Source organism: Paraburkholderia sp. BL27I4N3 (assembly GCF_003386115.1).
GTDB lineage: Bacteria > Pseudomonadota > Gammaproteobacteria > Burkholderiales > Burkholderiaceae > Paraburkholderia.
In genome coordinates this window covers 4,823,051-4,836,890 of the sequence record NZ_QREJ01000001.1, presented here as the reverse complement: position 1 = coordinate 4,836,890, position 13,840 = coordinate 4,823,051, and the positions used below count along the sequence as shown (strand labels likewise).

11 protein-coding genes are annotated in these 13,840 nt (G+C 62.0%); 3 read left to right on the top strand and 8 right to left on the bottom strand.

All coding sequences use genetic code 11. The features are described from left to right. Window positions 1-41: 41 nt before the first annotated feature. From B0G71_RS22050 to garD, 7 genes are all read right to left on the bottom strand, one after another. Complete coding sequence (locus B0G71_RS22050; protein ID WP_116144135.1) at window positions 42-1,241, bottom strand: porin; 1,200 nt, start codon at window positions 1,239-1,241, stop codon at window positions 42-44. Between the two features lie 99 nt (window positions 1,242-1,340). Continuing rightward, window positions 1,341-2,693, bottom strand: coding sequence for a TRAP transporter large permease (locus B0G71_RS22045; protein ID WP_012426747.1), 1,353 nt, complete (start codon window positions 2,691-2,693; stop codon window positions 1,341-1,343). A 7-nt stretch (window positions 2,694-2,700) separates the two neighbouring features. After that, the gene (locus tag B0G71_RS22040) at window positions 2,701-3,180 is read right to left on the bottom strand and encodes a TRAP transporter small permease (protein WP_116144133.1); all 480 of its coding nucleotides are present in this window, start codon (window positions 3,178-3,180) and stop codon (window positions 2,701-2,703) included. Window positions 3,181-3,338: 158 nt separating this feature from the next. Further along, a complete protein-coding gene (locus B0G71_RS22035; protein ID WP_116144131.1) occupies window positions 3,339-4,331 on the bottom strand; it encodes a TRAP transporter substrate-binding protein in 993 nt (330 codons plus the stop codon). A 591-nt stretch (window positions 4,332-4,922) separates the two neighbouring features. Further along, the gene (locus B0G71_RS22030) at window positions 4,923-5,852 is read right to left on the bottom strand and encodes an SMP-30/gluconolactonase/LRE family protein (protein WP_116144129.1); all 930 of its coding nucleotides are present in this window, start codon (window positions 5,850-5,852) and stop codon (window positions 4,923-4,925) included. Next, window positions 5,849-6,691, bottom strand: coding sequence for an NAD(P)-dependent oxidoreductase (locus tag B0G71_RS22025; protein ID WP_116121301.1), 843 nt, complete (start codon window positions 6,689-6,691; stop codon window positions 5,849-5,851). Before B0G71_RS22025 ends, B0G71_RS22030 begins: the two co-directional genes overlap by 4 nt. Before the next feature lie 48 nt (window positions 6,692-6,739). Next, window positions 6,740-8,329 (bottom strand): galactarate dehydratase, encoded by a 1,590-nt coding sequence (gene garD / locus B0G71_RS22020; protein WP_106280585.1) that lies wholly within the window; start codon window positions 8,327-8,329, stop codon window positions 6,740-6,742. A 226-nt stretch (window positions 8,330-8,555) separates the two neighbouring features. Here garD and kdgD point away from each other — a divergent pair, with 226 nt between their 5' ends. The 3 genes from kdgD to B0G71_RS22005 all read left to right on the top strand — a co-directional run bounded on the left by kdgD (window position 8,556) and on the right by B0G71_RS22005 (window position 11,979). Next, complete coding sequence (kdgD, locus tag B0G71_RS22015; RefSeq protein ID WP_116144127.1) at window positions 8,556-9,473, top strand: 5-dehydro-4-deoxyglucarate dehydratase; 918 nt, start codon at window positions 8,556-8,558, stop codon at window positions 9,471-9,473. Between the two features lie 208 nt (window positions 9,474-9,681). Further along, window positions 9,682-11,034, top strand: coding sequence for an MFS transporter (locus B0G71_RS22010; protein ID WP_116144125.1), 1,353 nt, complete (start codon window positions 9,682-9,684; stop codon window positions 11,032-11,034). Window positions 11,035-11,235: 201 nt separating this feature from the next. After that, entirely contained in the window at window positions 11,236-11,979 is a 744-nt protein-coding gene (locus tag B0G71_RS22005; protein ID WP_106280579.1) for a FadR/GntR family transcriptional regulator, read from the top strand. 80 nt (window positions 11,980-12,059) lie between these two features. Here the strand turns inward: B0G71_RS22005 and B0G71_RS22000 are convergent, their stop codons facing one another. After that, on the bottom strand, window positions 12,060-13,643 hold the full coding sequence (locus B0G71_RS22000; protein ID WP_116144123.1) for an aldehyde dehydrogenase (NADP(+)): 1,584 nt from the start codon (window positions 13,641-13,643) through the stop codon (window positions 12,060-12,062). Window positions 13,644-13,840 lie beyond the last annotated feature (197 nt).

Genomic DNA, 13,840 nt, shown 5'->3' with positions numbered 1-13,840 from the left:
GCCGTGGCGGTGTAACAACACACCGCCACGAACTTACACCATCAGAACTTGTGGATGATGCCCACACCGGCAGCAAACTGGCTGCGTGACGAGGACGGCGCGCCGTTCTGGCCGTCGCCGACACTGGCCGTCGCGTTGATGATGCTCACGCCGTTCGTGCCCAGGGTCTGACCGCCTGCGCGTTGATACGCCTCGAGCGCATACAGGCCGGTGCGCTTGGAGAGGCTGTAGTACTGCGAGAGGTTGAACTGCTGATAGCTGGCCGAGCTCGTGATGCCATTCGCTTTGGTAGCACGCGTGTAGCTGTAGCCCGCAGCCAGGTCGAGTGCCGTCAAAGGCTTGAAGTGCAGCACGGCGCCGCCCGTGTTGAAGATCGCCGTGGTGTGGAACGGCGAATTGATACCCGGAATGTATTGCACGTTCGAGTACGAGAACGACACGTCCCACTGCTGGGAAAAGGCATAGCCGCCCGTCACCGCCACGCGCTGCTGTGCCTGGGCGCGCTGATAGCCATTGTTGATGGCCGACACACCCGCTTGGGCGCCGTTGTTCGACGTCGTGGAGTCAGCGCCCCATGCGCCGCCACCCGACGTCGAGTTGTTGATGCGCTGGAAGCCCGCCGCGATGCCGAACGGACCGTTCAGGTACTGCAACGCCGCGCTCCACGTCGAACCGGCGTTGAAGCTGCCCGGCACGCCACCCAGCGCATACGAGCCGCTCGCCGTCAGGCCATACAGGCTCGGCGACGTGTACACCAGCGAGTTGTTGACGCGATACACCGTGTCGAGAGAGTCGATATCGCCCGGGTGCGCGCCGTATGCGCCCGTCAGCCACGTGGTCGGGCTGTACGGCGAGAGCATCGTATAGTACGACGTATATTGGCGGCCGGCTGTGAAGGTACCGTAGCTCGCATTCGTCACGCCGACATAAGCCTGGCGATTGAACCCGAGGCCGGAGACCGACTGCGCGCCGGTGGCGCTGTTAAAGCCCTCTTCCAACTGGAAGATCGCCTTCGTGCCGCCGCCCAGGTCCTCGGCGCCCTTCAGGCCGAAACGGCTGCCAGCCCAGATGCCGTTGATCATCTTCACGTTCGAACGGCCGCCGCTGGTCGAACCGAGCGTCGTCTGGCTGCTCTGATAGCCGATACCCGTATCGACGATCCCGTACAGCGTCACGCTGCTCTGAGCGTGCGCGCCGAGGGCGACCAAGCCAAGCGCCGAAGTTGCCAATGCCTTTTTCATTTCTGCTCCTCTTTAAAAAATTATTCTTTGACTGCGGCACGCTTCAAGTGCCGCCGAGTGTGGATATTGTTCGAATGCCCCGGTGTTCACTAAGGGATTTCAAAATACCGGGTGACCATTGATCAGGCTGGGCAACCATGTCGAGAACATCGGTACGTAAGTCACGATGTTGATCGCGCTGAAGATAGCCAGGTAATAAGGCCACGCCACCTTGGTAGTTTCACCAATCGACACATTGCCAATCGCGCACCCGATAAATTGCACCGAGCCGATCGGCGGATGCACCAGGCCCAATGCGCAATTCAGCAGGATCATGATCCCGAACTGCACGGGGCCGACGCCGGCGTGCATCGCCATCGGCAGGAACAGCGGCGTGGTGATCAGGATGTGCGCCGCCATGTCGACGAACGTGCCGAGGAAGATCTGGATCAGGTTGATGTACAACAGCATCAGCCACGGCAGGCTGGTCGCGCCGTCGAGCATGTGTTCGATCGCATCCGGAATCTCCAGATAAGCCATCTGATAACGCAGCATGTTCGACACGCCGATCAGCAGCAGCACCACGCCGGTGGTTTTGGCCGCCTTGGAGAGCGCGTGGAACAGCTTCTTCATCGTCATGGAGCGATACACGACGATTGTCAGCACCAGCGAATAGAACACGGCGATAGCGGCGGCTTCCGTCGCTGTAGCAATGCCCTTCGCCACGCAAACCAGAATGATCGCGATCACCATCAAGCCGGGCAACGCACCGAGGAACGTGCGGGCCACGGCGTACCAGCCGGGGAATTTCTGCAACTCCGTCGAACCGTCGGCGCGACGCGGATAACCGTATTTGACTGCTTGCCAGTATGCGGCGATCAGCACGAAACCCATCACCCACAACACCGGCAGCAGACCGGAAAACAACAGATCGCCGATCGACACACCGCTCATGGGATGTCCATTCAACGTGCCGGTGATGCCTTGGGCCGCGAATGCATAGATGATCATGTTGGTCGACGTCGGCATCAGCGCGCCCGCCAGCGACGAGTGAGTCGTCACGTTGACCGCGTAGGCCGCGCTATAGCCTTCACGCTTCATCAACGGAATCACCACACCGCCCATGGCCGACGTATCCGCCGAGGGCGAACCGGAGACGCCGCCGAACAGCGTGCACGCAACCACGTTGGCCATGCCGAGGCCACCGCGGAAATGCCCGACCGTGGCTTGCGCGAAACGCAGGATGCGGTCCGCGATGCCACCGTGCAGCATCAGCTCACCGGACAGAATGAAGAACGGCACCGCGAGAAACGAGAAGCCGTTGATGCCCGAAATCATCGACTGCATGGCGGTGGCCGCCGGCAACCCTTCGTATAGATAAGTCAGGACACACGCGAGCCCGAGCCCGAAAGAAACAGGAACGCCGAGAAGGAGGAAAACTAGAAAACTGACGGAGAGGATGGCAAGTTCCATGATTGCTCTATTTTTGTTTCTGTGCGAAAAGCGCGAGCAGGTTCTCAATCGAGAACATTGCAATGCAGACGCTGGCAATAACCGGAATGCAGTAACGCAACGATTCGGGCAAACCGATAATGGGAATCCGGTCTTCAGCGGTAGCCTCGACCATCTGCAGACAGCCGAAGAAAACCATCACCGCAAACACGATCAGGCAAATATGCTGAAACGACGTGGCGATGAGCTGCCCTTTCGGCGGCAATTTCTTCACGAGCGAATCGAGACCAATATGGCCGCCTTCGCGCACCTTGAGCGCGGCGCCGAACATGGCGATCACGATCACCAGCAGAAGCGCGATGGGCTCGACGAAATCCGGTGCATCGCTGAAGACGTAGCGCATCACGACGCTGTAGATCACCAGCAGGCTCAGCACGGCGAGACTCAGCGACGCCACGATAACCAGCGCACGGAATAGAAAATCATTTGGGCGCTTCATGAATCTCATTGGACCCGTCCTTGCATTCGACCGACCTGTCTTTTTCTTTAATATTCAGCAATCTGCTCGACTTTTCTGTTCAGAAAGCGCACAGCGGCAAGGCCTGCGAAATCTTCTCGCAGGCCCTTCACGCCTTCACCGCTGGATAGCTTCCGTTCAGGCGAACCTTATTTGACTGCTTGGATCTCGTCGACGAGTTGCTTCATTTGCGGGGTCTTTTCGTACTTTGCCCACACCGGCTGCATCGCCTTGACGAACGCGGCACGATCGATCTGCGTCGAAGCGACGATGGTCGCGCCGCCCTTCGTGACCGTCTTGCTCGCGTCGGCTTCGCGCGCGGTCCACAGCTTCTGGTAGTACGGCACCGAGTCCGCCGCGGCCTTCTTGATGATCTCCTGCTCTTGCGGCGTCAGCGTGTCCCACACTTTTTTCGAGAACACCAGCACTTCCGGCGTCATCGAGTGCTGGGTTTCGGAGTAGACCGGCGCGACTTCGAAGTGCTTGGTTTCTTCGTACGACGGCAGGTTGTTTTCAGCGGCATCCACCAGACCCGTTTTCAGGCCCGTATAGACTTCGGCGAACGGCATCGGCGTGGGCGTGCCGCCCATTGCGCGGATTTCGTCGACCATCAGATCGGACGGCTGCACGCGAACCTTGAGGCCCTTCATATCAGCCGGCGTGTGAATCGGCTTCTTGGTGTAGATGGAACGCGCGCCGCTCTCGTAGAACGTCAGCGCGATCATGCCCTTCGCCTTGAAGGCGTCGAGAATCTTCTGGCCTTCCGGGCCGTACATCACTTTGCGGAAATGGTCGATGTCGCGGAACAGGAACGGCAGCGACGGGATCATCGATTCGGGCACGATCTCGTTGAACGCGGCACCGTTGGCGCGCGCCATGTCCAGCGCGCCGATGCGCACCTGATCGATCGTGTCGTTTTCGGAACCCAGCGCGCTATTGCCGAAGACCTTCACGGAATCTTTGCCGCCGGTTGCCTTGTTGATCTCTTCCCCCATGTATTTCACGGCCATGTTGGTCGGATAGGTGTCGCCATGCACGTCGGACACGCGGAACACACGCGCTTGTGCCGACACGGTGCTGAACGCCAGCACCGAAGCTGCGACGATCAGCGAAACACGGGAAGAGGCAAACTTCTTGTTCATCGTGAAATTCCTTGAAAAATTGACCATCCAATCGATTGCGGAAGGCCCGCTTGCGGGTGCTACCCGCGGATGCGACATGGTTTGCTGCGTCTCCCGGCTCGGCGCTCGCCACCGCTTGCGGTCACTCACGCGTTGCCATGCTGGTCTGTGCAACGTCCCCGGCGCAGATGCTCAGCACTCCTGTCAGCCAACTCGACTCTTTTACTTTTGCTTCAACTGCATCGGCCTGCGTCTCGTCCAAACCGAAAAATTCGAACTACCAAGAAAGGAATTCGTTTGGGCTCATACGTTGTACGACGACATATGAAGTCTATAAAACGTAGTTTGAGTTGTACAGACGGTATTTACCCGCACCACGAAGGCATCCGGCACACATGACCGATGGATCATCCGGCAAGCCCCCGCGCCAGCAGGAACGGTGCTGACGGGGCGAAACCATAAGCGCTGGACGGCCGGCTTTTCGTAAAAGAAATGTGACACTACCGTAGTCTTTACGCCACAACGTTGTACGATGACCTATGAATATCGGGCAGACAAAAAAGGCGCCGGACATGCGTGACATGTCCGGCGCCCTTCTCGTACAGGCTCCGCTTACAGTTCGCCGGCGAACTCCGGCTCGGGCAGCCCGGTTACGCCAGCACGCACGGCGAACAGATGGCCGTCGTGCTCGCTCGCGTTCGCAGCGGGACGAATCGACGTGACGAACAGCGTATCCAGACCGCGCCCGCCGAATGCGCACATGGCCGGCTTGATGGCCGGCACCGCAATCCGCCGGTCCAGCTTGCCTGCGGGTGTGAAGCGCAGCAGCAGGCCCGCGTCGTTCGCACAGATCCAGTAGCAGCCGTCGGCGTCCACCGCGGCGCCATCGGGACGGCCCGCATGGTGATTCAGGTCGGCAAACACGCGGCGGTTGCGCGGCTCGCCAGTTTCGATGTCGTAATCGAATGCCCATATTTGCCTGCGCAACGGGTGCGAGTCCGACAGATACATCGTCGTGCCATCCGGCGACCACGCGAGGCCGTTCTGCGTGATGAGTCCTTCGACGACCGGCACGGACAGCACGCCACGTTCATCGAATCGATACAACGCACCGGCCGGCTTGGCCGCCGCCATGTCCTGCACCATCGTGCCGGCCCAGAAGCGTCCTTGCCGGTCGCAACGGCCGTCGTTGAAACGCATGTCGTCGCAAGCGAAGACCGGTGCGGCGAGCTTGCGCCCTGTCACCTGCATGGGTTCGCCGTTGGCCGAAGACTCAGTCAGCGAGACCGCGAACAGCCCAGTCTCGCAGCCGGCCAGCACCGTACCGCGATGATCGAACGCGATGCACGCGACTTTCTCCGGCAGCAGCCATTCCGAGCGCTCGCCTGAATCGATCCGCAAGCGCGCGATCTTCCGCGCCGGAATATCCACCCAGTACAGCGCTTGCTCGTTAGCACGCCACACCGGACTCTCGCCGACGGAAGCCGGCGCTTGGCCCCCCGCCTCGACCCGCTCCACGCGCGGGTTCGCCGCGGCGCTCACCGCTTCGGCTCCATCGGACCGGCGAGCACGAACGGGCCGCCCTGGAAACGCTGCGTCGGGTCGTCGAGATCGGCAGTGGGCGCCGTGACCGGAAACAGATGCTCGAATTCCACCGAACTGTCCTGCGGACGAAAACCGAGGAACGCGGCCTTGGTGTTGTCCACCCACTTGGTCCGGTTATCCGACACACCGTAGACGATCGCGTGACCCACGCGGTTGGTGAACAGCGAGCAGCGCACCAGTTCGATGAGGTCGCGAAAGCTCAGATAGGTCACGAGCATGCGTGGATTCTTCGGCTGCTCGAACGATGAGCCGATCCGCAGACACACCGTTTCCAGACCGAAGCGATCGAAGTAGTAACGCGACAGCGATTCGCCGAAGCACTTCGTCACGCCGTACAGGCTATCTGGACGCAGCGGCGCGTCGATATCGACCACCTCCGTTACCGGATGAAAACCCACCGCGTGATTCGAGCTCGCATACACGATGCGCTTCACGCCCTGCTTCTGCGCCGCCGAATAGAGGTTGTACAGGCCGCGGATATTCGCTTCGAGCAGATCTTCGAACGGCGCTTCGACGGAAATGCCGCCGAGGTGAACGACCGCGTCCACGCCTTCGAGCAGCGCGTGAACCGCGGCTTCGTCGGCGATATCGACGATCGAGGCTTCTTCATGTGCCGCCACGTCGCCGAGCGGCGCGATATCCGTGACGCGCACGATATCGGCCCACGCGGCGAGCGCGCCGCGCAATTGCTTGCCGAGGTTGCCCGCCGCACCGGTGAGCAGCAGACGGCGGAAGGGTTTCTGTGCCGCGCCGCGGTCAAGGTTCGAGTCAGTCATGTTCTATTGGTGTAAGTGTGATCGGATCGCGCAACCTAGCCGGATCAGTCAGGTCACCGGCGCCGGATTGAACAGCGTCAACGCATTGTGGAGCTTGAGCTTTTCCGCGCAAGTCTCTTTGCGGCCGCTGGCGACGTCGAGCATCAGACGGAACAGTTCCCAGCCCACTTCTTCGATCGTCGCCGCGCCGGTCGCGATCGTACCGGCGTTGATGTCCATCAGGTCATGCCAGCGGCGCGCCAGATCCGAGCGCGTCGCGACCTTGATGACCGGCACTTCGGCGAGGCTGTACGGCGTGCCGCGGCCGGTGGTGAACACATGCAGGTTGATACCCGCCGCGACCTGCAGCGTACCGCAAATGAAATCGCTAGCCGGCGTGGCCGCGTAAATCAGGCCTTTCTGTTTGACCTTCTCGCCCGGCGACAGCACGCCGGAAATCGCCGAGTTGCCCGACTTGATGATCGAGCCCATCGCCTTTTCGACGATGTTCGACAAGCCGCCCTTCTTGTTGCCCGGCGTGGTGTTGGCGCTACGGTCCGCGCCGCCGCGCTTCAGATAATCGTCGTACCACTGCATTTCGCGGATGATCGCCGCGGCGACCTCCGGGTTGGCCGCGCGCGCCGTCAGTTGATCGACGCCGTCGCGCACTTCGGTAACTTCGGAGAACATGACCGTGGCGCCGGCTCGCACCAGCAGATCGGTCGCGTAGCCCACCGCGGGATTCGCGGTGAGACCGGAGAACGCATCGCTGCCGCCGCACTGCACGCCGATCACGAGATCAGACGCGGGACACGTCTCGCGGCGGCGATTGTTCAAACGCTTCAGATGACCGTCGGCCATTCGCATGATCGACTCGATCATCGACTGGAAGCCGACGTGCGATTCATCCTGCAGCACGACCACGTCGCCATTCAGATCCGCCTCGATATCGCCGATGTCCGCGACCTCGGCCACGTTCGCGGCCGCGGCGATCGGAATCGTGCCGGGCGGCATCAGGCGCTCGGGCTGCAGCTTCTCGCAACCGAGGCTGACCATCATCACCTCGCCGCCGAAATTCGGATTCAGGCTGATGTTGCGCACGGTGCGGATCGGCACCATCGCGTCGGGCGCGTCGATCGCGACGCCGCAACCGTAGGTGTGGCCGAGGCTCACCACGTCGTCGACATTCGGATAGTTCGGCAGCAGCTCGGCCTTGATGCGCGCCACCGCGTGTTGAACCACGTCGGCCACGCATTGCACCGTGGTCGTGATAGCGAGAATGTTGCGCGAACCGACTGAGCCGTCCGCGTTGCGATAGCCCTCGAACGTGTAGCCCTCGAGCGGCGGCATTTCCGGCGCCTTGATCGTGGCGATCGGCAGATCCTCGAGTCCCGGCGGGCTCGGCATGCGAATCACGTGTTCGTTGATCCAGCTGCCTTTCGGCAGCGCCTTCAGCGCATAGCCGATCACCACGTTATAGCGGATGACCTCGTCGCCCTCGGCCAGGTCGGCCAGCGCGACCTTGTGGCCCTGTGGTACACGCTCGCGCAGCGCCAGACCATCGGGGAAGACGGCGCCCTCACCCAGACCGCCGTCGTTGACGACGATCGCGACGTTGTCGTTGGGGTGAACGCGAATGTAGAGCGGAGATTGTTCCATTGCCTCGATCCTTATGGCGGCGTATGCCTGCTGCGCCAAACTATTCATACGTCATCCTACAACATGAAAGATTGCGTGGACGTTCCGTATTTACCCTAGGGCAGGCATTATGCCGTGAAAACATCGTTGAGTTAGCCGATTTGTTGTTGTACGATGACGTATAAGAAATCTCAATTCCTACTTAATTGAGCTTCCACGAACCTTTCCGACGCTCTGGATACTTATCATGACGACACCGCAGGAACTGAAGCAGATCGTTTCCGAAGGCCTCCTGTCCTTCCCGGTCACCGACTTCGACGAACAAGGCGATTTCCGCGCCGATACCTATGCTGAGCGCCTCGAATGGCTCGCGCCTTACGGCGCTTCGGCGCTGTTCGTCGCCGGCGGCACGGGTGAGTTCTTCTCGCTGACGCACACCGACTATTCGAACGTCGTGAAAACGGCCACCGAAGTCTGCAAAGGCAAGGTGCCGATTCTGGCCGGCGCCGGCGGCCCGACGCGCGTCGCCATCGCCTACGCACAGGAAGCCGAGCGTCATGGCGCGAACGGCATTCTGTTGATGCCGCATTACCTGACGGAAGCCTGCCAGGAAGGCATCGCCGCGCACGCCGAAGAAGTTTGCAAGTCCGTGCCGAACATGGGCGTGATCATCTACAACCGCGCGAACTCCAAGCTTAACGCCGATATGCTCGAAGGTCTGGCCGAACGCTGCCCGAACCTGATCGGCTTCAAGGACGGCGTGGGCGAGATCGAGAACATGGTGTCGATCCGCCGCCGTCTCGGCGAGCGCTTCTCGTATCTCGGCGGCCTGCCGACCGCTGAAGTCTATGCCGCGGCGTACAAGGCGCTGGGCGTGCCGGTGTACTCGTCGGCGGTGTTCAACTTCATTCCGAAGACCGCGATGGACTTCTACCGCGCGATCGCCGCGGACGACCACGCGACCGTCGGCAAGCTGATCGACGAATTCTTCCTGCCGTATCTGGCGATCCGCAACCGCCGCGCAGGCTACGCGGTCAGCATCGTCAAGGCCGGCGCGAAACTGGTCGGCCACAGCGCCGGCCCGGTCCGCGCACCGCTGACCGATCTGACGGAAGAAGAAATGGGCAAGCTGGACGCGCTCATCAAGTCGCTCGGCCCGCAGTAATCAGGCTGGCGCAATCGCAGCAATCGACACCCGGCGGCCGTGCGAACGACGGCCGCGTAGACGGCACCGCAAAGAGCGCCCGGGACGGCAACGTCGCCGGGCGTTTTTTGTAGCGCCGCACCAGCATGTATCGAAAGGCCTGTGGCCGCTCATTGCGCCACGACGCCTGGGAGCCCGCTCCCACGCATAAGAAATTCAGGAGATGACCATGGAAATGAGCCGCACGGCGAGTGCCGCCCATGTCGCAAAGCGCACCCGAGTCCGCTACGGAATTTTGCTGCTGATCTTTCTGATCACCACCTTCAACTACGCGGACCGCGCCACGTTGTCGGTGACTGGCTCGGCCATGCGCGCCGAGTTCGGCTTCGACGCGATCCGCATGGGCTACATTTTCTCCGCGTTCAGTTGGGCCTACGTGCTGTCGCAACTGCCGGCCGGCTGGCTGCTGGACCGCTTCGGCGCGCGGCGCGTCTACGCGGCGAGTATTTTCTTCTGGTCGCTCTTCACCCTGCTGCAAAGCTCGATCGGTTTGCTGGGCAGCGCAGCGGCGGCCGTCACCGCGCTGTTCGTGCTGCGCTTCGCAATGGGCGCGGCCGAATCACCGGCGTTTCCGGCCAATGCCAAGGTGGTGGCAAGCTGGTTCCCGACCAACGAACGCGGCACGGCGTCGGCCATTTTCAATTCGGCGCAATACTTCGCGGCGGTCGTGTTCACGCCGTTAATGGCGTGGCTCACCCACGCGTTCGGCTGGCACATGGTCTATGTGGTAATGGGCGGGATGGGGCTTCTCCTCGCGCTCACCTGGTTGAAGGTGATGAAGAACCCCGCCGATCATCCGCGCGTGTCGCGTTCGGAACTCGAGTACATCGAGCAAGGCGGCGGCGTGGTCAACGGGCAGAAGAAAGCTCCCTCCGCCGGCAAGATCGAGAACACAGGCGGCTGGTCTCTGGTTCGCCAACTGCTGAGCAACCGCATGCTGCTCGGCGTCTATCTCGCGCAGTATTGCATCAACGTGCTGACCTACTTCTTCCTGACGTGGTTTCCGATCTACCTTGTCCAGGCGCGCGGCATGACGATTCTGCAAGCGGGCCTGGTCGCCTCGCTGCCGGCGATCTGCGGATTCTCCGGCGGTGTGCTCGGCGGCATTCTCTCCGACGGGCTGATCCGCCGCGGTCATTCGCTGACCGTCGCGCGCAAGGTGCCAATTGTCGGGGGCATGCTGCTGTCGGTGTGCATCATCGGCTGCAATTACGTGTCCACCGACTGGGTCGTCGTCGCGCTCATGTCGCTTGCGTTCTTCGGCAAAGGCATCGGCGCGCTCGGCTGGGCGGTCGTCGCCGATACATCGCCGCGGGAAGCACTCGGTCTCTCGGGCGCGATCTTCAATATGTTCGGCAACGTCGCCGGTATCGTGACGCCGATCGTGATCGGCTATCTCGTGGCGAAGACCGGCTCGTTCAACGGCGCGCTGGTGTTCGTGGGCGTCAACGCCCTGCTCACGGTGTTCAGCTATCTCGTGATCGTGAAAGACATCAAGCGGGTCGAACTGCGGCCGAGCTGATCGCGTAGCGGTTATCGTACTTCCCCTGCGGACGGCGAAATGAGCGTTGCGGCAGGGTAAAACGCAGACGGGAAAGGATTCCGGCGCGGTATCGGACGCCGGTCCGCAAAATGATATGGCGTGGTTATAATCAGTCGTCAGACGACGGTATAATGAAACGCATGAAGTGTCTGCAACTATCTGATTCAAGGGGCGTTTTCGATGGCTACACCACTGGCATCCGCGGCACCGCCACGACGCGCGCGTAATCTTGCCGAGTTCGTCGTCAGCTACGTCACCGAGCAAATTGCGTCCAACGCCTTGAAGCCCGGCGACAAACTGCCCACCGAATCGCAACTCATGGTCACGCTGAGCGTGAGCCGCACCGTGATTCGCGAGGCGATTTCGCGTTTGCAGGCGGGCAAGATCATCGAGACGCGGCACGGCATCGGCAGCTTCGTGCTGGAGCCGCAGCGCGAAAAGCTGGGTATCGACATGGTCCCCGCCACCACCTTGCGCGACGTGTTGTCCATCCTCGAACTGCGCATCAGTCTGGAAACGGAGTGCGCGGGTCTCGCGGCCCAGCGCGCCAAGCCGGACGACCTCGCCCGCATGCGCACCGCGCTCGACGCGATCGAAGCTACGCGCCACAACGGGCTGGACAGCGTGGACGCCGATCTGCAGTTTCATATCTCGGTGGCGCGCGCCACCGGCAACCGCTATTTCGTCGACATCCTCACGCAAATGGGCAGCGCGCTGATTCCGCGCAACCGGCTCGATTCGGCGGGCATTGCGCGCGCGGAGCCGGATGCGTATCTGTCGCTCGTCAACCTCGAGCACGAAAGCATTCTCGAAGCAATCTCGCGCCATGATGCAGAAGGCGCGCGCGCGGCGATGCGCATGCATCTGTCCAATAGCCGCGAGCGCTTGCGGCGGGCGAATGAAGCTGCTGAGGCGAATAGCTGAGTCGCTTCATTCAGTTACACGCCAATGAAAATGGCCGGGATCGCTCCCGGCCATTTTCATTTCACTCGACCACCCGCCACTCAGCTGCGCGTGATCTCGCCATCGCGACGACGCCACAGATCCAGCGGGTTGCTGTCGGTCAGTGCTTCCGGCAGCAGATCGGCCGGGAAATCCTGATAGCACACCGGACGCAGGAAACGCTCGATCGACGTCGTGCCCACCGACGTCGCGCGGCTATCGGATGTAGCCGGGAACGGCCCGCCGTGCACCATCGCGTGCGACACCTCGACGCCCGTCGGGAAACCGTTCACCAGAATCCGCCCGGCCTTGCGTTCGAGAATCGGCACCAGCTTTTTCGCCGACGCCAGATCGGCGCTGTCCATCTGCACCGTGGCCGTCAACTGGCCGTCGAAGTACTCGGCGACCGCCAGCATTTCCTGCTCGTCCTTGCAACGCACAATAGTGGACGCCGGGCCGAACACTTCGTCTTCCAGCGCCGGCGTGGCGAGGAACGTCTGCGCATCGGTCACGAACAACGCCGCGCGCGCCTGGGTCGGGCCGGTCGTATTGACACCGCGAGCCACGGCTTCGACGCCCTTGATCGCGGCCAGCTTGCCCTCGCCTTCTTCATAGGCCGCGCAGATGCCCGACGTCAGCATGGTCTGCGCGGGCTTACCGCTCAGCGCGTCGGACGCCGTTGCGACAAACGTCTTGAGCGCGTCGCTGTCGACGGCAATCGCGAGGCCAGGATTGGTGCAGAACTGACCGGCGCCGAGCACCAGCGAATCGACGAAGCCGCGCGCGATGCTCTCGCCGCGCGCCGCCAGCGCATTCGACAGCAGAAACACGGGGTTGATGCTGCTCATTTCCGCATAGACCGGAATCGGCTCGGCACGCGCCGCCGCCACGCGCATCAGCGAGGTGCCGCCCGCGCGCGAACCGGTGAAGCCGACCGCCTTGATCGCCGGATGCGCGACAAGCGCCTCGCCGACCGAATTGCCCGCGCCGACGATCATCGAGAACACGCCTTCCGGCAAGTCCATTTCCTGCGCGACCCGCTGGATCACACGGCCGACCATCTCCGAGGTGCCGAGGTGAGCGCGGTGCGCCTTCACCACCACCGGGCAGCCGGCCGCGAGCGCGGCCGCCGTGTCGCCGCCCGCCACCGAAAACGCGAGCGGGAAATTGCTGGCGCCGAATACCGCGACCGGGCCGAGCGGAATCTTCTGCATGCGCAGGTCGGAGCGCGGCAACGGCTTGCGCTCCGGCAGCGGCGAATCGAGCGTGGCGGCGAGCCACTGGCCGGCACGCACGACTTGCGCGAACAGCTTGAGCTGGCCGGTGGTTCGGCCACGCTCGCCTTCGAGACGCGCCTTCGGCAGACCCGATTCCTGGTGCGCCCGATCGATCAGCGCATCGCCCAGCGCCGTGATGCCGTCGGCGATACGCTCCAGGAACTCCGCGCGCACCGTGAGCGGCAGTTGGCGGTACGGATCGAACGCTTGCTGCGCCAGCTCACACGCCTGTCCGACAAGCGCCGCCGAGCCGCTGCCGAAAACCGGCTCCGCGATATCGGATCCCGTGGCAGGATTGAACGCATGCAATGGTTTTTCCTCGCCGCGCACCGCTTTGCGGCCGATCAGCATTTCGCCGGTAATTGTCATTTGCTTTCCTTGAATGAAGGCCTAAGATATAGGTCATCCTACAACATTGTGAGGCGTGCGCGCAACCTGAAACGCTTGCCTGGCGAGGAATTCGGGTTAACGTGACCGTTACAATCGGCGAGGCCGGTGCTAACCTGCAATCAAGACATACGACGACCTATAACCCATGTTGAGCCGTCTTCGGAGCTTGCCCGATC